A 23993-nucleotide genomic window follows, 5' to 3' on the forward strand; every position below is an offset into this window, starting at 1 on the left:
CTGCCGTGGTCCCGCACGGCCTGAGATGACAGACGTCCCGACCAGCGCCGCGGCCGCGCCGCCGGCCCCATTCCGCCTCGCACAAGGAGCAGCGCCATGCAGATCACCGGAGCAGTGCTGACAGAGATCGGGCGGCCCCGGCCCTACGCGAAGTCCGCGCCCCTCGAACTGCAGACCCTCGAGCTCGACGCACCCGGCCCCGACGAGGTCCTCATCCGCGTCCGCGCCGCCGGCCTCTGCCACTCCGACCTCTCCGTCGTGGACGGCAACCGCCCGCGGCCCGTCCCGATGCTCCTGGGACACGAGGCCTCGGGCATCGTCGAGGAGGTGGGCGAGAACGTCTCCGACCTCGAACCCGGCCAGCAGGTCTCGACCGTCTTCCTCCCCCGCTGCGGCGAGTGCGCCGCCTGCCTCACGGACGGCAAGCTCCCCTGCACCCCAGGCTCCGCCGTCAACAATGCGGGCACGCTGGTGGGCGGGCACATCCGGCTGCACCCGGCCTCGGACTCAGACTCAGACACGACCACCGGCTCACCTGCCCCGGGGGCTGCCACCGCCTCGGGCGCGGTCATGCACCACCACCTCGGCGTGTCCGGCTTCGCCACGCATGCCGTGCTCCACCGCAGCTCGGTGGTGCCGGTGGGCGAGGACGTGCCGCCGGAGATCGCCGCCGTCCTGGGCTGCGCCGTGCTCACCGGCGGCGGCGCGGTCATCAACGCGGGGAAGCCGGAGGACGGCGACGACGTCATGGTCGTGGGCCTCGGCGGCGTGGGCATGGCCGCGCTCATCACGGCCGTCTCCCTGGGGAAGGGCCGGGTCATCGGCGTGGATGCGAATCCTGACAAGCTGGCCCGCGCCGCGGAGCTGGGCGCGGACGCGGTCTTCACGCCGGAGGAGGTCGCAGCACAGGAGGTGAAGGCCCCCGTCGTCGTGGAGGCCGCCGGCCACCCGCGCGCCTTCGAGACCGCATTCCGGGCCACCGCGGTGGGCGGCACCACAGTCACGGTGGGCCTGCCCGCACCGGACGCCCGATCGACGATCACCCCGCTCACCCTCACCGCCGAGGCCCGCACCGTGATCGGCTCCTACCTGGGCTCCGCGGTGCCCAGCCGCGACATTCCCGTCTACGAGAGCCTGTGGCGCGAGGGCCGGCTGCCCGTCGAGGAGCTCATCTCCGAGCGCATCGGGATCGAGGACATCAACGGCGCACTGGACTCCCTGGCCGAGGGCCGCGCGGTCCGGCAGGTCATCCTCTTCGAGGACTGAGCGGGTCTCGCGCCCGCCCGGCAGCACACCGCTGAGGACCGGGAACCGGGGCCTCAGCGGCGCCGGCGGCTCCTGTGGGCCTCGCGCTCGGCCTCGGCCTCGGCGACGAGTGCGCGGATGGCGTCCATGATCTGCTCGGTGAGCTCGCGCCGCTGCCGTCCGGCGGGATGCTGGCGCGCAGGGGCCGGGATCGCCTTGCCGAAGGTGATCGAGAAGCTCTTGGGCTGCGGGAACCGGGCGTCGACGGGCATGACGTCCTCCGTGCCCACGAGACCCACCGGCACGATCGTCGCACCCGTGCGGATCGCGAGCTCAGCGGCACCGGTCTTGCCCTCGCCGATCTCACCGTTGCGGCTGCGCGTGCCCTCGGGGTAGATGCCGAACACGCCGCCGGCCCGGAGGATCTCCTCGCCCGTCTCCAGCGCCTTCACCGCCGCGGCCGTGGATCCGCGTTCCACGGGAAACGCCCCGACCGAACGCATGAAGCCGCCCACCAGCCGGTTGCCGAGGTTCTTCCCGTCGAAGTACTCGGCCTTCGCCATGAAGCTCACGCGCCGGGGCGACAGGGCCGAAAGGTAGATCGAGTCCGCGAACGAGCGGTGATTGCTCGCGATGATGACGGGACCGGTCTTCGGCACGTTCATCGCCCCCGTAATCACCGGGCGGTGCGCCGCCCTGATCGAGCCGCGGAAGACCGAACGCGCGGTGCGGTACTTGAAGGAGCTCTCCTCCTCCACGGCGAGCTCGGCAGCCGTGGGGGCCGCGGCCTCCCTGCCGCCTGCCGTCTCGGCGGCTTCCCCACCGCCGTGTTCCCCACCGGAGGTGTCCTCACCAGCGGGCGCTTCCGCCGAGGCCGCGGCGGGTTCCCCCGCCTCGCCACCGGACGCTCCAGCGGGAACCGTCCGATGCTCAGCCTCGGTGCTGTCGTCCCGGCTGGTCTCCGGCTGCGCGCCGTGCTGTGACTCGGTCTCTTCGCTCATATCGTCTTAGGCGGTCCTCACTGGGTGATCCTCACACGCGCGAGCCTGCGCGCGGGCGTCCGACATGGATCATGGTAACCACCTGAACGCTCCCTCCGCGGATTCCGCCTCTCGCGTGAGACCTGTCACGGCGCCCGCCCGGGGCTGTCCGCACGGCCCTCCCGCGCCCTAGACTCATAGCCCTCCCGTCGCCTTCCGTGAGGATCCGCCATGTCCCGTGCCCGCTCCACGCCCCTGGCGATCACGGCTCTGGCCGCCGGAGGCTTCGCGGTGGGAACCACCGAGTTCGCCTCCATGAGCCTCCTGCCGTGGATCGCCGAGGACCTCGGCATCACGAACCCGCAGGCGGGCTGGGGCGTGAGCGCCTACGCGATCGGCGTGGTGGCCGGGGCGCCCCTGCTCACCGCACTCACCTCGCGCATGGACCGCAAGCGTCTGCTGCTCCTGTGTGCGGCGATCTTCACCCTCGGCAACCTCCTCACGATGGCCGCCCTCAACCTGCCCACGCTCCTGCTCGCCCGGTTCCTCACCGGCCTGCCGCACGGCGTGACCCTCGGCATCGCCGCGGTCGTCGCCGCGAGCCTCGTCCCGCCCGCGAAGTCCGGGACCGCCATCGCCCGCACGATGCTGGGCCTCACGATCGCCAACATCGTGGGCGTGCCCGCGGCGACCTGGATGGGGACGCACTTCGGCTGGCGCTCGGCATACCTCGTCATCTCCGTCATCGGACTGATCACGATGATCGGACTCCTGTATTTTCTGCCTGCGGTGCCGTCGAAGCAGGGCGCCTCGGCACGGCTGGAGCTGAAGTCGATGGCGCGTCCGCAGATCTGGCTGCCGCTGCTCGCCGGAGCGATCGGCTTCGGCGGGGCGTTCGCGTTCTACACCTACATCACGCCCACCATGATCGAGGTCACCGGCATCTCGCCCGGCCTCCTGCCGTGGGTCCTCGTGCTCTACGGGTGCGGCATGACGGCGGGCTCGCTCATCGCCGGCCCCTGCATCGACCGCTCGATCGACCGGTCCGCGCTCATCGGCGTCTTCTCGATGGCCGTGCTCCTCACCGTCATGGCGATCTTCATGCACCTCTGGTACATTGTGCTGCCGGTGATGTTCCTCAACGCCATCGCGATGAGCCTGTTCACCACCGGCCTGCAGGCGCGCCTGCTCCGGGAGGCCGCTGAGGCCCCGAACATGTCCGCGGCCATGAACCATGCGGCGTTCAACTTCGCCAACGCGCTGGGCGCCTTCCTGGGCGGACTCGTCATCACCGCCGGCTGGGGCTACCGCGCACCCTCGGCCGCCGGCGTGCTCCTGGCGCTCGCGGGCACCGCCGTGCTGCTGGTGGCGATCGGCCTGGGCCGCGGGCGCCGCCGCTCCGTCGTCGAGGTGGGCTGAAGGGGCTGCTGCCGGCGCTGATGCACCTGGCGCTGTTGCCGCGGCTGACGCTCCTCCACGTATGTGCTGGCTGCGCCTTCTCCCGCGCGGACGCGCAGAACGCACATACGTGGGCACGGGCCTTCCCTGCAGGTTTCCTTCTGTTCAGCCCTTCTCCTCGGTCCGAATGAGGTCTACAGTCGGAGCGGGTCGGCACGGCCGCGCCCGCACACCGATGTCGTCCGCACGGAGCTCCCACTCATGAGCGATCCGCACAGCTCACCCGCCCCGCACCCACGGCCGGACCCCGGGTCCGGTGCCGACCGCGCTTCGAACCCTTCCCCTGCCGGGCTCGAGGCCGGTGCCGCCCGAGGCCTCACGGCGGCAGAGGCGCGCAAGGTCACCATCGGCGCCCTCGTCGGCACGGCGATGGAATGGTACGACTTCTTCCTCTTCAGTGCCGCCGCGGCGCTGGTCTTCAACGTCCAGTACTTCACGAACGAGAATGCGGCGGCTGCCGCGATGGCCTCGTTCGCGACGTTCGGCGTGGGGCTCGTCGCGCGGCCGCTGGGCGGCATGTTCTTCGGCCGCATGGGCGACCGGATCGGCCGCAGGCGGACCCTCATGGTGACCATCGTTGGCATCGGGATCGTCACCGGGCTCATCGGCATGCTGCCCACGTATGCGGCGATCGGCATCGCCGCGCCCGTCCTGCTCGTGCTGCTCCGCGTGGTGCAGGGGCTGTTCGTGGGCGGCGAGTGGGCCGGGGCGATGACCATCGTCGTGGAGAACGCCCCGCTCGAGCACCGCGCCCGCTACGCCGCGATCCCGCAGATCGGCTCGCCCATCGGCACCATCCTCTCCTCCGGCGGGTTCTTCCTCGCCGCCCTCTTCTTCTCGCAGGACAGCTTCGACTCCTTCGGCTGGCGCATCCCCTTCCTCGCGGCCGTCCCCATGCTCCTGCTGGCGATCTGGATCCGGAGCCGGCTCGACGAGTCGCCCGTCTTCCAGGAGCTCATGGAGTCCGATGAGATCGTCAAGGCCCCCGTCTCGACGACCCTGCGCGAGTCCTGGAAGCACATCATCGTCGGCATGGCCGCTGCCCTCCTGGGCGTGGGCGCCTTCTACCTCGTGACGACGTTCGTGGTCTGGTACGGCGTCAACGTGCTGGGCCACTCCGATCAGGTGATGCTGCTCGGCACCCTCTTCGCCGCTGCGGTGGAGATCCCGGTGCTCATCATCGGCGGCAGGCTGGGAGGCCGCTTCGGGGCCAGCCGGGTGGTGCTGTGGGGCGGCGTCGCCTCGGCCGTCCTCGCCTTCCCGGCCTTCCTGCTCATCGACAGCGGCAGCGCCGTGCTCGTCATCGCAGGCATGACGGTCGCAGTCTCAGCGCTGTCCTTCCCCTATGCCGCCTCCGGGACGGTGCTCACCGGCCTCTTCCCCGCCAGCACGCGGTTCACCGGCGTGGCCTTCGCGCAGAACACCGCCGGGATGCTCAGCGGCTTCGTCCCGCTGCTGACCACTGCGATGGTGGCGGCCGCGGGCAGCCACTGGTGGCCGGCGGCGACCCTCCTCGTCGCGGTCTCGGCCTTCACAGCGGTCGCAGGGATCCTCGCGCCGCGGATGAGCCAGGACCTGCCCGGCTTCCGGCACTGATGCGGCAGGCGGCGCTCTTCTGCTGCGGCTGATGCGCCTGCGCTCGCTTGCGGAGGCCGACGCACCTGCGCTGGCTGGCGCTCCTCCACGTATGTGCTGGCTGCGCCTTCCCCCGCGCGGACGCGCACTCAGCACATACGTGAGCGCGGACCTTCCTGGAAGGTATGTGCGAACTGCGCCTCGACCCGTCAAGATGCGCAGAATACACATACGTGGAGCGGCAGACGCGCAGAGAGGGCAGCACATACGCGAAGCAGCGCAGCGAGCAGATGCGCAGAATACACATACGTGGAGCGGCAGACGCGCAGAGACCTCAGAGACCAGCAGCGTCCGTCCCGGTGCGCAGACCGCCCCTCCCCCGTGTCCGCACCGCGTGATAGGTGTGGGATATGAGCGCAGTCACACCCGCAGACACGAGCACCGGGGCTCGCCGGTCGGCCGGCCATCTCATCGTCCGCCAGCTCGAGGCACAGGGGGTGGAGCGGGTCTACTGCGTGCCGGGTGAGTCCTACCTGGACGTGCTCGACGGCCTCCACGACTCCCCCGTCCGCACCGTCGTGTGCCGGCAGGAGGGAGGTGCGGGCTGGATGGCGCTGGCCGAGGCCCGCCTCACCGGCCGGCCCGGCGTCGCCATGGTCACCCGCGGGCCGGGGGCGGCGAACGCGATGATCGCGGTGCACACCGCCTATCAGGACAGGACGCCGCTCGTCCTGTTCTCCGGGCTCATCCCCACGGAGCAGCGCGGCCGCGAGGCGTTCCAGGAGTTCGACATCGCGGCGTGGTTCGGCTCCACCGCCAAGAAGGTGCTCATCGTCGACGACCCGGACTCGGCCGCGCGGATCGTCGCAGACGCCTTCCACACCGCGGCCTCGGGCAGGCCCGGCCCCGTCGTCGTGGGCCTGCCGGAGGAGCGCCTGCTCGAGCTCACGGCCTCTCCCGTGGCACCGCCTCGGCCGGTGGCGGCACCGGCTCCCTCACCTGCCGACATCGCCGAGGTCGAGGCCGCCATCGCCGCCGCCTCCCGTCCCGTCGTCGTGGTGGGAGGCGAGGGCTGGACGCCCGAGGCCGGTGCGGCGCTGGCCGCCTGGGCACGGTCGCACGGCGCGGGCATCGTCGCGGACTTCCGCGCCCATGACATCGTGGACCATCGCAGCGAGACCTTCCTCGGCCCGCTGGGGTATTCGAGCTTCGCCGGCACCCGCGAGGCCTTCGACGCCGCCGATCTGCAGCTCTACCTGGGCGGCGTGCGCTCGGACGTCATGAGCGCCTCGTACACGATCGGCACCGCGCCCGCGCGCACCGTGGTGGTGGGCCCGGACCCGGATGCGCACGGGCACTTCGGGCCGCTGGACGCACTCATCACGGCGGACGTGAACGACTTCGTCGCAGCGCTGGCGGTGGGGCTGGAGCAGGGTTCCAGTGCTGAAGCGTCTGTGCCCGCGAGCACGGGTGGATCCGCAGAGGCAGGTACGACGGCGAGTTCAGCTGGGTCCGCGGGTGCGGCGGGCTCGGCCGGACCCGCAGCAGGTTCCGTACCTGAGGCGGTGTCAGCCGGGTCCCCGGGCTCCGCCTCGGACGCGTGGTTCGCCCCCTTCCGCGCCCGCTACGAGGAATGGCGGACCACGGTGACGGGCGGCGAGCGCAGCCCGGAGTTCCTCGACCGCGACCGCGCCTACCGGGAGGCCGCGGACGTGCTGCCGGAGGAGTTCGTCCTCGCCTACGGGGCGGGCAACTACTCCGCATGGGCGCTGCGGTACTGGCCGCTCACGGCCGGCTGCCGGGTGCTGGCGCCCAAGAACGGCGCAATGGGCATGGGCACGCCCGCCGCGGTCGCCGCCGCACTGGCACGGCCCGAGGTCCCGGTCATCGCACTGGCCGGCGACGGCTGCTTCATGATGAACGGGCAGGAGTTCGCCACCGCGGTGCACGAGGGCGCGAACATCACGGTGATCGTCGACGACAATTCCGTCTACGGCACCATCGTGGGCCACCAGGAGCGGGAGTATCCGGGCAGGCCGTCCGGAACGAGCATGACGAACCCGGACTTCGCCGCCTGGGCCGAGGCCTGCGGCGGCCGAGGCTTCTCCGTGGCGACCGCGGAGGACTTCGCACCGGCTCTGACAGAGGCCCTCGCACACCCGGGACCGGCTCTGCTGCACATTCGGACGGACCCGGACGTGCGGCTACCGCGGGTGTGAGGCATATCCGCTCGCCCAGTGCCCGCATACTCCGTTTCGCACCACGCCACGGCCGGGTGTCAAAGGGAATATCCGGGCCCGAACTGCGCGCCGCGCACGCTTCGCGGACCGCTCCCCTGTGACCGCAGCCACGCCCATGAGAGAGTGAGCGCATGATGCTCGATCTCATCCTCGACAACGCTCGCATCCGCACCTTCGACGAGGACAGGCCCGCAGCCCGCACGATGGGCGTGTGGAACGGCCGGATCGTGGGCTTCGACGAGGACGTCCGCGGCCTCAACGCGAAGCGCCGCCTCAATCTGGGCGATGCCGCGGTGCTGCCCGGCTTCAACGATGTGCACTGCCACACCGCCTGGTACGGGCTCACCCTCGCGAGCGTCGACTGCACAGCGCTGCCGGGCGGCCTGCCGGAGGTGTACGCGAAGCTCGAGGCGGCCTCGGCGGCGGTGCCCTCCGGGGAGTGGATCAACGCGACGGGCTACGGCCACCGGGACTACGGCGGCGAATACCCGGACCTCGCCGTCCTCGACCGCATCACGGGTGACCGTCCGCTCTTCCTGCGCCAGCAGTCCGGGCACGCGGCGATCGTCAACACCGCGGCGATGCGCCTGGCCGGCATCCTCGAGCCGGGCTTCCAGGACCCGCCGGGCGGGCACGTGGTCCGCGACCAGGACGGACGCCCCACCGGCCTCGTCGAGGAGACCGCCCAGGCCCTCGTGCAGGACCTCATCCGGCCGTACTCGCTCGAGACGCTCGTGGGCGCCCTCGACCTCGCGACCGCCCAGTACGCGCGGGAGGGGATCACGAGCTTCGGCGAATGCGGTGTCTTCGCCGGCTGGATCGGCCACTCCCCCATCGAAGTCCACGCCTACCAGCTCGCACGCGAGCAGGGGCTGCTCCGCGCCCGCGCACAGCTCATGCCGATGGCCGACGGGCTCCACGCGATCACGGCGCACAGCACGGACGGCTACGGGATCGGGCTGGACACGGGTGTGCGGACGGGGTTCGGCGACGAGCGGCTGAGCTTCGGACCCGTGAAGATCTTCATGGACGGGGCCATGAGCGGGGAGACCGCGGCGATGCGGGAGAACTACGCGGGCACCGACACCGCCGGCTACCTCCAGGACGATCCCGAGGTGCTCCGCCGGCTCACGCTCGAGGCCTATCGCTCGGGCTGGTCGGTGGCGGTGCACGCGATCGGCGATCTGGCCGTCGACCATGCCGTCGCCAACATCGTCGAGGCGATCGACACCTATGGTCAGCGCACACTGCCCAACCGCATCGAACACGCCGCGATGGTCCACGACGAGCATCTGCCCACCCTTGCGAGGTACGGCATCGCGGTGACGCCGCAGGCCGCATTCGCCCGCGACATCGGCGACGGGATGAACCGCTCCCTGGGCGAGGATCGCCGGCGGCTGCTCTACCGCGGGCGATCGTTCGTCGATGCCGGCATCATGCTGCCCGGCTCCTCGGACCGCCCGTGCGCGGACGGCACGGCGCTGCGCGGCATCCAGGCGTTCGTGGACCGCGCGACCGGGGGCGGGGATGTCATGGGCTCGGCAGCGGAGTGCCTGACGGCGGAGCAGGCGGTCGCCGCGTACACGAAGACCGCCGCCGAGGCCTCGGGCCACTCCTCCTTCAAGGGCACCCTCACGGCCGGGAAGGTCGCGGACCTGGTCGTCCTCGCCGATGATCCCGTCACCGCCGATCCCGCGCGCATCGGCGACATCGACGTGCTGGCGACCGCCGTGGGCGGGGAGTTCACGCACTGGGCCCTGTGACCTCGCAGGGAGTTGGGGAGGGCGCCTCGTCTTCGGCTCAGTTCGAGGCGGCGGCTCCTGCGGCGGCGCTGGCGGCCACCGCCGCGCCGATCGCCGCCTGCACCCCCGCGATCGCGGAGGCGACGGCCTTCCCGCCGGCAGCCGCCTCGGCGGGAAGCGCCTCCGCGATCTCCGCGATCCGCTTCTTCACCTGCCCGCGCCGCAGCCCGGCCGTCTCGATCTCGTCCCGGAGCACGCGCGGTGCCGCACCGAGGCTGTCGAGGATGCTGAGGATGAGGGCGTCGCCGGGAGCCGTTCCAGAGCCGCCTGCTCCGGCGCCGCCCGCGCCTCCGATGCCCGCACCGCTGGTGTCAGCACCACCGGGGCCCTGGCCTCCGCGGTCCGGATCTCCCCCGCCTCTCAGCGCGGCGAGCAGCCGGGCACGGGTGTCCGCCTCCGGCTGCGGGTTCAGGGTGGGGTGCTTCTCGGGCACGAGGCCGAGCATGCGCTTCTCCACGACGTCCACGATCCCCTGCCGCACCAGGCCCTCGACGATCGCCTGCCGCGGATTGAACCACGAGGCCGTCACGAGCGTGCTCACCGGTGTCGGCTTGCGCCCGGACAGCGCCTCGAGCCCGAATGCCAGCGGAGGCGCCTGGGCGCGCAGGGCCTCTCCCGCCGAGGCGCTGCCCGCCTCCGCCGCGAGGCTCACCTTCGCACTCCCCTGCCCCCACCGGCCGGGCTCCACGTCCACGCATCCGGCCAGCGTGAGGTCCGCCAGCAGCCCCGCCGCCAGCCCGTAGTCGCGGTAGGAGACCCACGGCTCGGTGCCGCCCTCGTCCGTCGTGAGGAGCAGGAACAGGTCTTCGCAGATGAGCATCGCGGTTCACATCCTCCCGGCAGCGACCGACGCCGGTCGCGCCGGTCACTCGACAGCCTCTCATGTGAGGCGGCCGGACGGCACCCCTGCCGCACACTGCGGCAGGGGTGCGACCGCTTCGCGTGGGAGGAGGCAGCCGGCGCAGGTATGGGCCTCGCGGCGGCAGGGTACGACCGATTCGCACCGGAGGAGGCTGCCCGTGCCGCTCCTCCCGCCCTCAGCCGCGGTGCCGGGCCCCATCCCCCTCCGCTGCGCCCCCGCGCACCAGCAGCCCCGCGAGCAGGGGGAAGACGAGCACTGTGAGGGCTCCGCCCGTGACCATGACGGAGGCGGTGACCGTGCTGATGAGGTCCGAGGACGCAGCGATCTGGGTGACCGCCACGATGATGGGCAGGCCCGTCGCGGAATAGAGGCCCAGCGCCGCCTGCTCGCGCACGTCCGTGAGCCCCGAGTGCGTGTGCGTGAACCTCTCCCGGCAGAACACCACGAGCCCGCGCACCACGGCGATGACCGCCACGAAGCCCAGGAGCATGGGCCACTCGCTCAGCACCGCGCCCAGGTCGATGCCCATCCCGCTCGTGACGAAGAAGACGGGGATGAGGAGGCTGAAGCCCACGACCTCCACCTTGTGTGCGATCTCCGCACCGTGGTCCGGGGCGAGCGCGCCGAAGAGCACGTTGAGCAGGAGGCCTGCGGCGAAGGCGCCCAGGGCGACGTCCAGGTCGAGGACCGCGGTGAGCAGCATGAGGGTGACGAGGACGAAGACCGTCAGGCGCAGGGTCGTCTGCATCGTCGTGTTCGAGGCGCCCACCACCGCACGGCCCAGGAGCGGGACGCGCCGGAGGAAGCGCGCGGGCATCGCCACCGTCACCACGGCGGCAGCGGCGAAGACGATGAGGACGAGCGCCGCCTGCCAGGTGCCGCGGCTGGACAGCAGCAGCGACATCGCGACGATGGGCAGCAGCTCACCCCAGGCGCCGTGGATCATGGTCGCCCGTCCCAGCGGCGAGCCCATCGCACCGGAGTCCTTGAGGATGGGCAGGAGCGTGCCCAGCGCCGTGGAGGTCGATGCGATGCCCAGCACGATCGCCACCCGCACCTCGCCCTGGGTGAGCAGGAGGCCCGCGGCCGTACCGAGCAGCGCGCAGATCACCCAGGTGAGCGCCGCGTGCCTCCCCTGCCGTCCGCGCATGTCCGCGGTGCTGACCTCGAAGCCGGCGAGGAGGAACAGGAAGCCCATGCCCAGCTCGCGCAGGAAGGCCACGGCCTCGGTCTGCTCCGCGAGCCCCAGCGCGTGCGGGCCCACGAGCACCCCGAAGGCGAGCAGCCACACCACATCCGGCACATGCCGGCGGACGATGAGGGCGCAGACGGGCGCGGCGGAGGCCGCGAGGACGATCCACCACACGGAGAGCAGGTTGTCGATGAGGAGGTGGCCTTCGTCCATGGGAAGAAGGCTACCGCCCGGTCCGGCCCGGCTCAGCCGGGCCGGACGCCTCAGACCTCCGTCAGCACACGCTCGTACACGTCGAGGCCGGCGTTGAGCTCCTCGGCGGTGATGTTGAGCGGCGGCACGATGTGGAGGCGGTTGAAGTTGACGAACGGGAGGATGCCGCCGGCCTTGAGCCTGCCCACCACCTCGTTCATCTCCGGGGAGGCGCCGCCGTAGGGTGCCAGCTCTTCGCGGGTCTCCTTGTCCTTCACCAGGTCGATCGCCCAGAACATGCCGGTGCCGCGCACCTCGCCCACGATCGACGACTTCTCCGCGATGGCGCACAGACGCGGCCCCACGACCTCCTCGCCCAGCTTCGCGGCGTTCTCCACCATGCCCTCGTCCTCCATCGCGCTGATGGTCGCGACCGCCGAGGCGCAGGCCAGCGGGTGCCCCGAGTACGTGAGCCCGCCGGGGTAGGCGACGTCCGCGAAGGAGTCGTAGATCGCATCGCTGATCGCCACGCCGCCCAGCGGGATGTAGCCGGAGTTCACGCCCTTGGCGAAGGTCACGAGGTCGGGGACCACATCGAAGTGCTGGAAGGAGAACCACCGGCCGGACCGACCGAACCCGGCCATGACCTCGTCCGCGATGTAGACGATGCCGAACTCGTCGGCGAGCGCCCGCACACCCTGCATGTACTCCTTGGGCGGGATCATGATGCCCGCGGTGCCGGGGATCGACTCGAGGATGATCGCGGCGATGGTCTCCGGCCCCTCGAGCTCGATGGTGCGGCGGAGGTGCTTCAGGGCGCGCTCGGTCTCCTCGGCCTCGGTGGTCGCGTCGAACTCCGAGCGGTAGAGGAACGGACCGAAGAAGTGGACCACTCCGGCATCGCCGAAGTCGTTGCGGAAGCGGCGCGGATCGCCGGTGATGTTGATCGCCTGCTCGGTGCCGCCGTGGTAGCTGCGGTAGCGGGAGAGGACCTTGCGCCGCCCGGTGTGCAGGCGCGCCATGCGGACGGCGTGCTCGACCGCATCGGCGCCGCCGTTGGTGAAGAAGATGTGGTTGAGGCTCTCCGGCAGGCGCTCGGAGATGAGGCGGGCGGCCTCGGAGCGCTGGTCGTTGGCGTGCGCCGGGTTGATGGTGCACAGCACATCGGCCTGGTCCTTGATGGCCTGGACCACCTTGGGGTGCTGGTGGCCGATGTTCGTATTCACGAGCTGCGAGGAGAAGTCGAGGAAGGGACGTCCCTCGCCGTCGTAGACGTACGAGCCCTCGGCACGGGAGACCACCATGGGCGTGATCTGCTTCTGCGCCGACCACGAGTGGAACACGTGCGCACGGTCCAGGTCGTAGGCGCGCTGCGACTCCGCGCGCAGCTGCTCGAGCTCTTCCTCGTTGAATTCCAGCACTGCGATTTCCTTTCTGGTCTGCGGCATGGTGCACTGCGACGGATGCCCTGACGGGACTCCGGCGCGCTGTCGCCTGCGCACAGGGGTTCTGGGATGGCCCCAGGATAGGCCCGCCCCTGAGGCGAAAGCACATCTCCGACACGATCCGGGACGGCCCGGGATTCCGCGAGGTGCGCTCTCTGCCGGCGGGGCGGGCGGATAGGCTCGGAGGATGGCCCCGACGCAGCAGTACCGGACGCTCCTGGAACCCGCGGAGGCGGAGATCGAGATCAAGCACTCCCGCTTCCTCGGCCTCATCGCCCCGGTCGCCGCCGAGGAGGAGGCGCGGGCGCTCATCGCCGAGCGGCGCTCGGCCCACCCCAAGGCCCGTCATCACTGCACGGCCTTCGTCCTCGGTCCGGATGCGCGCACGCGCCGCTTCAGCGACGACGGCGAACCGGCCGGCACGGCGGGCGCTCCCATCCTCGATGTGCTCACGGGCCGGGAGCTCACGTATGCCCTGTGCGTCGTGACGCGGTATTTCGGCGGCACCCTGCTGGGCGCGGGCGGGCTGGTGCGCGCGTACGGCGAGGCGGCCTCGGCGGCGGCGAATGCGGCCCGGACGGTGACGTTCGCCGAACGCACACCTCTGCGCATGACGGTCGACTACGCGCTGGCCGCCGCCCTCGAGCGCGCGGCGCGGGCGGCCGGCTGGGGCGCCGAGGCCGAGTACGGGGCAGAGGTGGACCTCACCCTCCTCGTGCCCTCGGACGAGTTGGATGCGGGCCTGCGCACCGTCGCGGATGTGAGCGCGGGCAGCGCCGGGGCCACCGCCGGCGAGAGCGTATGGGTGCCGACCTGAGCCGTGCCGGGCCCCGCCCCTCAGTCGAGGTTGGCGATCCTCGCGACGGTGGCGTTCGTGATCATGACGAGGTCCGTGGGGCGCAGCTCGATCTCGAGGCCGCGGCGGCCGGCGGAGACGAAGACGGTGGAGTGCTCGAGCGCGGACTCGTCGATGCAGAGGGGAAGCGAGGCCCGCTGGCCCACGGGGCTGATGCCGCCGGTGACGTAGCCGGTGCGGCGCTCGGCCTCGGCGATGCCCGCGAGCACCGCCTTCTTGCCGCCCGCAGCCGAGGCGAGGGCCTTGAGGTCCAGCTGCCCCGAGACGGGCACGAGCGCATTGACCGGAGCTGAGTCGACGAGGATGTGAAGGGTCTTGAGGACACGCGGCGGTTCGATGCCCAGCTTCTCACAGGCTTCACTGCCGTACCGGCGGGCAGCGGGATCGTGCTCGAACTCGTGCACGGAGAATTCTACGCCTGCGAGGCTGAGCACCCGGATTGCCGGAGTGGCTGCAGCGACCTTGGTTTGACGGGACATGATGCCGACACGATACGAGATTCCCCGACGACGCGCGAAATCTGCGACCCGGCCCGTCACGGACGCAGGCATGCCCCGGGGCCGCGCGCACCCGGGCGCTCCCGCCCTCACCAGCACTCAAGGGCTCCTGTGCTCTCACCGGCCACGCGCGGTGAGCTCCCTCACGCAGAGGTGCGGCTCGTGTGCGCGCCCGGCGATGCGCACGCGGCCGCGCGCCGGCGCAGACGGAAGGCGAGCCGCATCGTCGGCACCGCCTCACCCCCAGCCGAGCTCGTGGAGCCGATCCTCCTCGATCCCGTAGTGATGGGCGATCTCGTGGACGATGGTCACGAGGATCTCCTCCCGCAGGTGCTCGCGATCCTCGGCGTAGGCGATGAGCGGGTGCTTGAAGAGCGTGATCGTGTCGGGCGGGACGAAGCTGAAGGCACCGGAATCGCGCTCTGTGAGCGGCACGCCGTCGTAGATGCCCAGCAGCTCCGGGGTCTCCGGCGGCGGATCGTCCTGCACGAAGAAGGCGACGTTGTCCGCGTATTCGAGCACGCCGGCGGGCACGTCCTCCAGGGCCTCGTCCACGAGGAGGTCGAACTCCGCGTCGCTGATCTCACCGTGCTCCATGCCATGAAGTCTACTGAGGAGCCGGAGGCCGGTGAGGAGGATCACGCGGGGAGGCTTTGCGTTCCGCAGAACCGCTGGGCTAAGCTTACGGAGGTCGAAAGCCGTCCCGGCGGCGGACTGCTGGGCCCCCATCGTCTAGTGGCCTAGGACACCGCCCTTTCACGGCGGCGACACGGGTTCGAATCCCGTTGGGGGTGCGTGTACGATGGGTGCTCGCACTCGTCAGGCACAACAGAATATGGCCCTGTGGCGCAGTTGGTTAGCGCGCCGCCCTGTCACGGCGGAGGTCGCGGGTTCGAGTCCCGTCAGGGTCGCGGAGCATGGAAGGTCTTCCTCGGAAGCCCTTCCGCCCCTCACGGGGAGGCTCACGCGCTGGAGAGAGTCCAGCACAAATGAATATGGCTCTGTAGCTCAGTTGGTAGAGCGTTCGACTGAAAATCGAAAGGTCACCGGATCGACGCCGGTCGGAGCCACGCACAGATTCCCCCGGGATGCCGGGGGTTTCTCGTGTCGCACGGAAGATCCTGGCATCCCGTCCGTGCAGCGAACCACAACACTGTGGCGCAGTTGGTTAGCGCGCCGCCCTGTCACGGCGGAGGTCGCGGGTTCGAGTCCCGTCAGGGTCGCAGCGGAGATGCCGCATCGAGAGGCGCCCCGTTCTTCCGCGGAAGAACGGGGCGCCTCGTGCATTCACGTCTCGTTCCGGTCACGGCATCGGCACACTTCCGTCATCCTTGAGAACACAATGACCAGAGGCACGACAGCCTCCCCCGGTCGATCTATCCTCGAAGCACAGCGGACCACCTCCACCGGGACGCAGCTCCAGCCCGGCCGAGCGCCGCACCGGCACGGTCCGCCGTCGCGGAAGGGCAGAGCGATGGGAACCCTCAGCAGACTTGCACTCACCACCACAGCGGCCCTCGCACTCGTGGTGTCCGGCTTCGGCACGGTCCACGCGGCACCGGACTCCGCAGATCAGGTCCCGGCGCAGGTCGCCGCTCCGACGGACGAGTCCGAGGAGACCACTCCGCCGGAGGGGGATCCCGCCCCGGAACCGGATCCCGGCACGCCCCCGGCCGAGGACGGCACGGGAGACGAGCAGACGCCCGGCGAGGAGACCTCGGCCCCGGAATCGCCCTCGGACGAGCCGTCGTCGGAGGAACCCACCGAGGAGGCGCACGACCCCGTCGTCAGCCTTGCGACGACAGAGATCACGGTCGAGGATCTCAGCGCCCACGGACTCACCTACAGCGGCTCCGGCTTCGAGCCGCACGCGAGCCTCGTCGCCACGGCCGCCTACCGGGACTCCGGCACCCTCTACCTGGAGGAGATCACCGCGGACGCGAACGGCGAGATCTCGGGGATCGTCCTCCCCGAAGGCGTCGAGCCCGTCCCCGGCGAGGCGGTGCTCTCGATCCTCGAGAGCGGCGAGGGCCCCAGCGTCCTCGCCGAGGCGCCCTTCACCATCGTGGACGAGGAACCTCCGGACGAGCCGGTCGTGAGCCTCGCGAAATCGGAGGTCACCGCGACCGAGCTCGCCTCCGAGGGGCTTGCATTCAGCGGTTCCGGCTTCGAGCCGGACACCGGTGTCGTGGCGCTGGCCGCCTATGCCGATTCGCAGGCCCACATCTACCTCGAAGAGCTGACCACTGATTCCGAGGGGCGGCTCTCCGGTGTCATCGACCCGCCCTACGGCGAGATGGCTCCGGGCACGGCGGTGCTCTCGATCCTCGAGAGCGGTGAGGGTCCCAGCGTCCTCGCCGAGGCCCGCTTCACGATCGTCGATGACGGCACGACCCCCGACCCGGGCCTCGAACCCGCCCTCACGGTGTCGCCCGAGTCGATCTCCGCCCAGGCCTTCACGGATGCGGAGAACGGGGGCGTGACCCTCACCGTCACCGCCTGCCGCCCCGGGGACGAGGCGCACTTCCTGGTCACCCCGGACGATGAGGAGATCGTCGCATTCGAGGACGTGCAGACGCTCGACGCCGAGGGCAGCGCCTCCGTTCGGGTCTACGGTCTCGACGCCGACCGCCCCGAGGCGTACGTGGGCTCCTATGACGTCACCGTCACCTGCACCGGTCTCGCCTCCGTCGACGGCAGCTTCACCGTGACCGGCACAGGCGGTGGGAGCGGCGGCTCCGACGGCGGCACCTCCATCCCCCGGACGGGCACGGAGCTCACCGGGCTCGTGATCGGTGCGGGCCTGCTGGTCGTCGGCGGTGCGACCCTCCTGCTCACCGCCCGTCGCCAGCAGGTGAAGAGCTCCGGCACCCGCTGAGCCGCAGGCGACCGCTCCGGCCGGCGGTCGTCCTGCATTCACTGAGGCGCCCGCCTGATCGCACGGTCAGGCGGGCGCCTCGGTGCGGACCCGGCTCACCGGCAGGAGCGGGCGACCAGCCGAGCGGCACTGGCGGAGACCGCGCGCTCCTGCTAGCATCCGGCAGGGCCGGGAGGATCCGCCTCCCGCCGCAGTCGGAAGCGAGGTGAGTGAGCCGTGAACAGTGACAGTTCCAGTCGCAAGCCGGACACCACCGTCGCGTCCATGAACCCGGCCTGAGCGGCACCCCTCGGTCCCAGCAGCGCTCAGCTTCCCGCACGGGCGGCCCGCTCTCCCCTCTGCCCCACGTCACTCCATGTCACGGGGCCGCGGACTGCGGGCAGGCGTTCGAGCCTCCCCCGGCTCGTCTCCGCGCACACGCACGCTGCGGGCTCCCATTCCGCTGAGCAGCACCCGGTTCCCGGTGACCGCCCGAACTCAGGTCAGTCTCCTGTGGACAGCGCCCGCGCCCACGGAACGCACGGGCCGCAGCGGGCACCCGCTCACCACCTCGACGGAGAAGCGTCCGGCATCCCGCCCACGGCCCCCGGGGCCGCCCACGGGTGCACCGCCGAGCAGCTGTGACTGCGCACCGCCGTGCACCTCGAAACCGCGCCGAGGCCGCTCACCGAGCACCGGCCTCGGCGGGAGAAGAGGAAGCCATGACCGTCGAGAACATCCCCAGCGTCGAGGAGACCGCCTCGGACCTCATCCGCACCATCGACGACGGCGATCTCGCCTCGCTCGCGAGCACCGTCGCCGCCCTGCCCACCGGCCGGATCGTCGAGCTCGCCGGGCGTCTGAGCGAACGCGAGCTCGCCCTCATGTTCCGCCCGCTGACCAAGGACCGGGCGCTCGAGGTGTTCGAGGCCCTCTCCCCCGCCCTGCAGAGCGATCTGGTGGACGGACTGCAGGATTCGCAGGTGGCCGCGCTGTTCGCCGAGCTCGACCCGGACGACCGGGCCTGGCTCTTCGACGAGCTGCCGGCCTCGGTCGCCTCGCGCCTGCTGCGGGGCCTGCCGCCGCGCGACCGCCAGCTCACCGCCGAGGTGCTGGGCTACCCCCAGGGCTCCGTGGGCCGCCGCATGAGCCCCGAGTACGTGTCCGTCCGCCCGGACCGGACCGCGGACTGCGCGCTGCGGCGGGTCCGGGAGAAGGGGCGGGAAGCTGAGACCGTCTACACCCTGCCCGTGGTCGACGACCATCGGAGGCTCGTGGGGGTCATCAGCCTGCGCGATCTGTTCGAGGCCGAGCCCGGCACCGTCGTCGCGGACCTCATGCAGGAGCCGCATGCGGCGCAGGCCGCCTCGGACGCCGAGGAGGCCGCCCGCCGGTGCACGGAGCTCGGGCTTCTCGCGCTCCCGATCGTGGACAGCGAATCGCGCTTGGTGGGCATCCTCACGGTGGACGATGCAGTGCGCATCCTCCGCGACGCGGAGAAGGAGGACTCCGCGCGTCAGGGCGGCGTGGAGCCGCTGAGCCGCCCGTACCTCTCCACCCCGGCACTCAGCCTCATGCGCTCGCGGGTGGTGTGGCTGCTGGTCCTCGCGGTGGGCGCGACGCTCACGGTACGGGTGCTCTCCGCCTTCGAGGCCACGCTGGAGCAGGTGACGGTGCTCGCGCTGTTCGTGCCCCTGCTCATCGGCACCGGCGGGAACACCGGAAACCAGGCCGCGACCACGGTGACGCGGGCGATCGCGGTGAACGAGGTGCGCCCGCGCGATGCCCTCAGGGTCCTCGCCCGGGAGGCGAGGGTCGGCGGGAGCCTGGGAATCCTGCTGGGGACCCTCGGCTTCACGATCACGGCGGTCGTGTTCGATCCGCAGATCGGTGCGGTCATCGGCCTCACCCTGCTGGCCGTCTGCACCGCCGCCGCGACCGTGGGCGGGCTCATGCCGCTGGCGGCCCGGGCGATCGGCGCCGACCCTGCGGTCTTCTCCAACCCGTTCATCAGCACCTTCGTCGATGCCGCCGGCCTGGTCATCTACTTCGCCATCGCCCGGGCGGTGCTGGGGATCTGAAGAGCCTCAGTTCGAGCGGGCGAGCAGCCTCAGTGCCTCGAGCTGGTGGATGTACTTCGCGAAGATCTCCCCCGCCTCGTCGTCCGCGTCCGCGGCCAGCGCTGCGATGCAGTCGGCGACGAGCTTCCGCATGGTCCCGTGCCAGTGCAGCTCCGAGACCCCGCCCAGGTCGAGCTCGAGAACCGCATTCACGTCGAAGCCGTCGAGCCATTCGCTGAACTCGCCCACCACCGCCGAGGCCCCGGACGGCAGCGCCTTCTCCGCGAGCATGTCGCGCGCCCAGTCCACCCTCGCCGAGCTCTTCACGAGGTCGGCGCGGACCCGGACGCGCAGGCTGCCGTCCTCGCGCTCGTCCTCGAGGACGGCGTCATCGTCCTCGTCGAAGGCCAGCCACCACTGGAAGGGCACCGTCCACGCCGAGACCTGGGAGAACACGCGGTCGCCGCGCTCCTCCCGCAGCCAGGACATGCGGTTGATCGCGGCCTCGCGGCGCACTCCGCGCGGGACGAGCGGATCCAGCAGCGCAGCCGGGACGTTCTCCTCCAGCTCCTGCAGCGCACCCCAGGAGAGCACCTCCTGCTGCACCGGCCAGGCACGGTCGATCCCGTCCGTCGTCTCCGAACCGGGCAGATAGACGCGCGTGGCCGGAGTCGGCTGCGGCACCGGGGAGGGAGGCAGCACCAGAAGCCGCCGGTCGGCATCCTGGTGGAGGCCGTCCCGCACGGTGTCGTCATTGGGGGACACCGGATCGGCCTCCCACGCCGGATGCGCGAACACCGGTTCGAACACGCGCAGGTAGACCTCGTAGGGACGTGAGAATGACATGGCCACCACTGTATCGGCACGTTCCCGCCGGACTCCGCCTCCATGCCGCATCGCACCCTCCGCGTGTCCCCACCTGTGCGTCCGCGCACGCAGGTCCGTGCGCCGGGGGCAGAATGGCCCCCCAGGACGTTCCCGGGTAGAATCCCCCAGAGTACGTTTACAGTCGGACCAGGGACCTCATCCCACCCTGGATGAGCAACGGAGGGGGTCAGGCCAGTGGGTCGCGGTCGTGCGAAGGCGAAGCAGATCAAGGTCGCTCGGAAGCTCAAATACTACAGCCCGGACACCGATCTGAGCGCGCTTCAGAAGGAGCTCGGCGGAGAGTCTGCGGACGCGGGCAGCTACGGTTCGGACGATTTCGAGGACGACTACTCCGATTACGCGGAGAAGTACAACGATTTCGACGACGAGGACGACGACGCAGCCTCACGCTGACCCCGCGTCAGCTGCCTGACGGAGCGCGGACGGCCTCGCCGGCCACGAACACGGGCACAGGCAGAGCACAGGTGCACTGCGGAAGGGCCGGAACCACGTGGTTCCGGCCCTTCCGCATTCCGCCCGCAGCGCTCAGATCAGCAGCGCGGCTCCCGCGTCCACGCCCTTGGCCCCCTGCACATAGGCCTCCTCGCGCGTGTGCGCACCGTCGTCGGCGCGCACCTCGCCCAGCACCCAGGAGCCGGGGTAGGCGCGCAGCACCTCGTCCGCGCGGTCCTCGGCCACCGCGAGCACCATGCCCACACCCAGGTTCCACGTGCGCTCGCGGTCGAGCAGGGGCACCCCGCCCAGATCGCCGAGCACGCCGAACACCGGCGGGATCTCCCAGGAGTCGCGGCGCATCACGCCCACCGTCCCCCGCGGCAGCACGCGCGCCACATTGGCACTCAGCCCCCCGCCGGTCACGTGCGAGATCGAATGCACCGCACCGGGCAGCTCCTCCAGCAGCGCCAGCAGCGGCCCCGCGTACACGCGGGTGGGGGTGAGCACCTCCTCGCCCAGCGTCCGGCCGAACTCCGGCACCTCGCGGTCGAGGGACCAGCCCGCGTCCGCGATGATCCGGCGCACGAGCGAATAGCCGTTCGAGTGCAGACCGGAGGCCGGCAGGCCCACGAGCACGTCCCCGACGGCCACGCGATCCGCGCCCAGCACCTGATCCGCCTCGACCACGCCGGTGGCCGCTCCGGCCACGTCGTACTCCTCGGGGTCCAGGAGGCCGGGGTGCTCGGCGGTCTCGCCGCCCACCAGGGCCACACCCGCGCTCCGGCAGGCCTCGGCGACGCCGCGCACGATCGCGGCGATGCGCTCGGGCACCACCTTCCCGCAGGCGATGTAGTCGGTCATGAAGAGGGGCTTCGCGCCCAGCACGACGATGTCGTCGACGACCATGCCCACGAGGTCGTGGCCGATCGTGTCGTGGATGTCGAGGGCCTGGGCCAGCGCCACCTTGGTCCCCACCCCGTCGGTGGAGGTGGCCAGCTGCGGCCGCCGGTAGTCCTTGAGCGCCGAGGCGTCGAACAGGCCGGCGAAACCGCCGACCCCGCCCACCACCTCGGGCGTGTGGGTGGCGGCGACCGCCGCTTTCATCAGCTCGACGGCCCTGTCGCCGGACTCCACGTCGACGCCCGCCGAGGCGTACGTGGTCCCCTGCGCGGCCTGCTGCGCCGCGCCCTGTCCAGCCGTGTTCGCGGCCATCTTCAGCACCCCCTGCGAGTGAGTTCGAATCCCGGATTCTCGACGGGGATCGGATACTCCCCGGAGAAGCACGCCGTGCACAGCGTCGGAGCGGGCTGCCGCGTGGCCTCGATCATGCCCTCGAGGGAGATGTAGCCGAGGCTGTCCGCGCCCAGCGACTTCGCGACCTCCTCGACGGAGAGGCCGTTGGCGATGAGCTCCGCCCGCGTCGCGAAGTCGATGCCGTAGAAGCAGGGCCACTTCACCGGCGGCGAGGAGATGCGCACGTGCACCTCCGCCGCGCCCGCCTCGCGCAGCATGCGGATGACGGCGCGCTGGGTGTTGCCGCGCACGATCGAGTCGTCGATGATGACGAGCCGCTTGCCCTCGATGTTCTCGCGCACCGGGTTGAGCTTGAGCCGGATGCCGAGCTGGCGCAGGGACTGCGTGGGCTGGATGAAGGTACGGCCCACATAGGCGTTCTTCATGAGGCCCTGGCCGAAGGGGATGCCGGACTCCTCCGCATAGCCCACCGCCGCGGGCACCCCCGATTCCGGGGTGGCGATGACGAGATCGGCGTCGACGGGGTGCTCGCGCGCGAGCTGCCTGCCCATGTCCGCCCGGGAGGTGTGCACGGTGCGTCCGGCCAGCACGCTGTCCGGACGGGCCACGTAGACGTACTCGAACACGCAGTGTGCGGGGTTCTGCTCCGCGAAGCGGTGGGAGCGGAGGCCGTCCTCGTCGATCGCGATGAGCTCCCCGGGCTCCACCTCGCGCACGAAGCTCGCACCCACGATGTCCAGCGCCGCCGTCTCGGAGGCGACGACCCAGCCGCGCTCCAGGCGGCCGAGGGCCAGCGGGCGCACGCCGTAGCGGTCGCGGGCGGCGTAGAGGGTGCCCTCGTCCATGAAGACGAGGCTGAAGGCGCCCTCCAGCTGCGGGAGGAGGTCGAGTGCCGAGTCCAGGAGGGTCTCGCCCTGCGCCGAGGCGAACAGCTCGGTGATGAGCGAGGTGTCGGAGGAGGAATCGCGGACAGCGCGCGTGCGATGGGGCTTCTGAGTCGCCTCGGCGACGGTGCGCTGGTGGTGGTCGCGATAGGAGTCCGCGAGGTTCTCGAGCGTCTCCGCATTGGTGAGGTTGCCGTTGTGGGCGAGCGCCAGCGTGCCGAAGGGCGTGGGGCCGAGCGTGGGCTGCGCGTTCTCCCAGGCCGAGGCGCCGGTCGTCGCATAGCGCGTGTGGCCGACCGCGATGTGCCCGGGAAGAGTCTGCAGGTCCGACTCGCGGAAGATGCGGGAGACGAGGCCCATATCGCGGTAGACGAGGATCTGCTCGCCGTTGCTCGCGGCGATCCCGGCGGACTCCTGCCCGCGGTGCTGCAGCGCGTAGAGCGCGAAGTAGGTGAGCTTGGCGACCTCTTCGCCCGGCGCCCAGACGCCGAAGACGCCGCACTCCTCGCCGGGGGCCGACTCGAGCGGCTCTGCGGCCGCGGCGGCGTCGGGCGCGGGCGAGTCACCGGGGAGGGGAGCGTGAGGGCTGCGGTCCGTACGGGACAGGTTCACTGCGGGCACGAGGTCATTGTTCCACATCGCGCGGCGCGGTCGCGGCGGAGTCCGCGGTGCCGCCAGGGGCGCTGTCAGCGCCTCCGGCCGAGGGGCCTCCCGAGGGAGCGCGCGGGTGCTCGCCGGCGGAGGTGCGAGTCGCCTCGGCGGGGGCGGCTTCGACGGCGGGGGCGGAGTCGGGCTGGCCGGTGGGCTCCGCCTCGGCGGCGGCCTCTGTCTCCTGCGCTGCGGTGCGGCGACGGGCCACGTACTCCGCCTGCACCGTGTAGGTCCGCGCGCGCTTGGCGTTGCGGCGGTCCGCGATGAGCGCGACCGTGCCCCCGAGGGCCGCGCCGAGGACGCCGAGGATCATCATGAGGATGCCGAGGGCGGCGCCGCGCGAGTACTCCGCCGTGAGCTGCGAGGTGTCCGCCGGGAGGAGGACGAGCACGCCCGCGACGAGGAAGCCCACGAGCACACCCGCCGCGATGAACATCGAGTACTTGGGGCTGCGGCGGACCTCGACCTCGAGCCGGTCCGTCATCCTGTCCCTGTTGTCTTCCATGCTCTCCTGCTGACTCCTGCTCCGCCGGGGTGCTGCAATGCCGGACCAGTCTAGTGGGTGGGCGCGGCGAAGGCTCTCAGGTCGGGTCGGGGGCCTGCAGCGAGGGCGGACTGCG

At 71.3% G+C, this 23993-nt stretch carries 19 protein-coding genes and 3 tRNA genes; 12 read left to right on the forward strand and 10 right to left on the reverse strand.

Annotated elements, in window-relative coordinates; translation table 11 throughout:
• Positions 1-96 precede the first annotated feature (96 nt).
• Positions 97-1266 (forward strand): alcohol dehydrogenase catalytic domain-containing protein, encoded by a 1170-nt coding sequence (locus K318_RS0102675; RefSeq protein ID WP_029088330.1) that lies wholly within the window; start codon positions 97-99, stop codon positions 1264-1266.
• A 53-nt stretch (positions 1267-1319) separates the two neighbouring features.
• On the opposite strand, the gene K318_RS25400 is transcribed toward K318_RS0102675, so the two are convergent.
• A complete protein-coding gene (locus K318_RS25400) occupies positions 1320-2246 on the reverse strand; it encodes a lysophospholipid acyltransferase family protein (protein WP_245579737.1) in 927 nt (308 codons plus the stop codon).
• Between the two features lie 210 nt (positions 2247-2456).
• Here K318_RS25400 and K318_RS0102685 point away from each other — a divergent pair, with 210 nt between their 5' ends.
• The 4 genes from K318_RS0102685 to K318_RS0102700 all read left to right on the forward strand — a co-directional run bounded on the left by K318_RS0102685 (position 2457) and on the right by K318_RS0102700 (position 9261).
• Positions 2457-3644, forward strand: a complete 1188-nt coding sequence (locus K318_RS0102685) for an MFS transporter (protein ID WP_029088331.1) — start codon at positions 2457-2459, stop codon at positions 3642-3644.
• A 240-nt stretch (positions 3645-3884) separates the two neighbouring features.
• The gene (locus K318_RS18895) at positions 3885-5279 is read left to right on the forward strand and encodes an MFS transporter (protein ID WP_084499529.1); all 1395 of its coding nucleotides are present in this window, start codon (positions 3885-3887) and stop codon (positions 5277-5279) included.
• 389 nt (positions 5280-5668) lie between these two features.
• A complete protein-coding gene (locus K318_RS0102695) occupies positions 5669-7477 on the forward strand; it encodes a thiamine pyrophosphate-dependent enzyme (RefSeq protein WP_029088332.1) in 1809 nt (602 codons plus the stop codon).
• Between the two features lie 152 nt (positions 7478-7629).
• Positions 7630-9261 carry an amidohydrolase gene (locus K318_RS0102700; protein WP_029088333.1) on the forward strand — a complete coding sequence of 544 codons (1632 nt, stop codon included), beginning with the start codon at positions 7630-7632 and terminating at the stop codon, positions 9259-9261.
• Positions 9262-9298: 37 nt separating this feature from the next.
• On the opposite strand, the gene K318_RS0102705 is transcribed toward K318_RS0102700, so the two are convergent.
• From K318_RS0102705 to K318_RS0102715, 3 genes are all read right to left on the reverse strand, one after another.
• A complete protein-coding gene (locus K318_RS0102705; RefSeq protein ID WP_029088334.1) occupies positions 9299-10120 on the reverse strand; it encodes a GOLPH3/VPS74 family protein in 822 nt (273 codons plus the stop codon).
• Between the two features lie 217 nt (positions 10121-10337).
• On the reverse strand, positions 10338-11567 hold the full coding sequence (locus K318_RS0102710; RefSeq protein WP_029088335.1) for a cation:proton antiporter: 1230 nt from the start codon (positions 11565-11567) through the stop codon (positions 10338-10340).
• 50 nt (positions 11568-11617) lie between these two features.
• A complete protein-coding gene (locus K318_RS0102715; protein WP_029088336.1) occupies positions 11618-12967 on the reverse strand; it encodes an aspartate aminotransferase family protein in 1350 nt (449 codons plus the stop codon).
• A 211-nt stretch (positions 12968-13178) separates the two neighbouring features.
• Between K318_RS0102715 and K318_RS0102720 the strand changes: the two genes are divergently transcribed.
• On the forward strand, positions 13179-13808 hold the full coding sequence (locus tag K318_RS0102720) for an IMPACT family protein (protein ID WP_029088337.1): 630 nt from the start codon (positions 13179-13181) through the stop codon (positions 13806-13808).
• A gap of 20 nt (positions 13809-13828) precedes the next feature.
• Here K318_RS0102720 and ybaK read toward each other — a convergent pair whose 3' ends face one another.
• Both ybaK and K318_RS0102730 read right to left on the reverse strand, forming a co-directional pair.
• Positions 13829-14326 (reverse strand): Cys-tRNA(Pro) deacylase, encoded by a 498-nt coding sequence (ybaK, locus tag K318_RS0102725; RefSeq protein ID WP_029088338.1) that lies wholly within the window; start codon positions 14324-14326, stop codon positions 13829-13831.
• 255 nt (positions 14327-14581) lie between these two features.
• A complete protein-coding gene (locus tag K318_RS0102730) occupies positions 14582-14941 on the reverse strand; it encodes a metallopeptidase family protein (RefSeq protein ID WP_029088339.1) in 360 nt (119 codons plus the stop codon).
• A gap of 124 nt (positions 14942-15065) precedes the next feature.
• Here K318_RS0102730 and K318_RS0102735 point away from each other — a divergent pair.
• The 5 genes from K318_RS0102735 (at position 15066) to mgtE (ending at position 19282) form a co-directional block, all read left to right on the forward strand.
• A tRNA-Glu gene (locus K318_RS0102735) sits at positions 15066-15138 on the forward strand.
• Positions 15139-15181: 43 nt separating this feature from the next.
• A tRNA-Asp gene (locus K318_RS0102740) sits at positions 15182-15255 on the forward strand.
• Positions 15256-15341: 86 nt separating this feature from the next.
• Positions 15342-15414 (forward strand) — tRNA-Phe (locus tag K318_RS0102745).
• Positions 15415-15818: 404 nt separating this feature from the next.
• Positions 15819-17222, forward strand: a complete 1404-nt coding sequence (locus K318_RS0102755) for a hypothetical protein (protein WP_029088340.1) — start codon at positions 15819-15821, stop codon at positions 17220-17222.
• Positions 17223-17923: 701 nt separating this feature from the next.
• Positions 17924-19282: a magnesium transporter gene (mgtE, locus tag K318_RS0102760; RefSeq protein WP_029088341.1), complete on the forward strand. Its 1359-nt coding sequence runs from the start codon at positions 17924-17926 to the stop codon at positions 19280-19282.
• Between the two features lie 6 nt (positions 19283-19288).
• Here mgtE and K318_RS0102765 read toward each other — a convergent pair whose 3' ends face one another.
• Positions 19289-20107 carry a DUF8083 family protein gene (locus K318_RS0102765; protein WP_029088342.1) on the reverse strand — a complete coding sequence of 273 codons (819 nt, stop codon included), beginning with the start codon at positions 20105-20107 and terminating at the stop codon, positions 19289-19291.
• Between the two features lie 216 nt (positions 20108-20323).
• Between K318_RS0102765 and K318_RS0102770 the strand changes: the two genes are divergently transcribed.
• Positions 20324-20542, forward strand: coding sequence for a DUF3073 domain-containing protein (locus K318_RS0102770; RefSeq protein ID WP_029088343.1), 219 nt, complete (start codon positions 20324-20326; stop codon positions 20540-20542).
• Between the two features lie 132 nt (positions 20543-20674).
• Here K318_RS0102770 and purM read toward each other — a convergent pair whose 3' ends face one another.
• The 3 genes from purM to K318_RS25405 are packed head-to-tail and all read right to left on the reverse strand — an operon-like array spanning position 20675 to position 23878.
• On the reverse strand, positions 20675-21796 hold the full coding sequence (gene purM / locus K318_RS0102775) for a phosphoribosylformylglycinamidine cyclo-ligase (protein ID WP_029088344.1): 1122 nt from the start codon (positions 21794-21796) through the stop codon (positions 20675-20677).
• A 2-nt stretch (positions 21797-21798) separates the two neighbouring features.
• A complete protein-coding gene (gene purF / locus K318_RS18900; RefSeq protein WP_035280478.1) occupies positions 21799-23334 on the reverse strand; it encodes an amidophosphoribosyltransferase in 1536 nt (511 codons plus the stop codon).
• 13 nt (positions 23335-23347) lie between these two features.
• Entirely contained in the window at positions 23348-23878 is a 531-nt protein-coding gene (locus K318_RS25405) for an MFS transporter (protein WP_051297377.1), read from the reverse strand.
• Positions 23879-23993: the final 115 nt, after the last annotated feature.

Origin of the sequence: Brevibacterium album DSM 18261, assembly GCF_000426445.1 — a bacterium.
Taxonomy (GTDB): domain Bacteria; phylum Actinomycetota; class Actinomycetes; order Actinomycetales; family Brevibacteriaceae; genus Brevibacterium; species Brevibacterium album.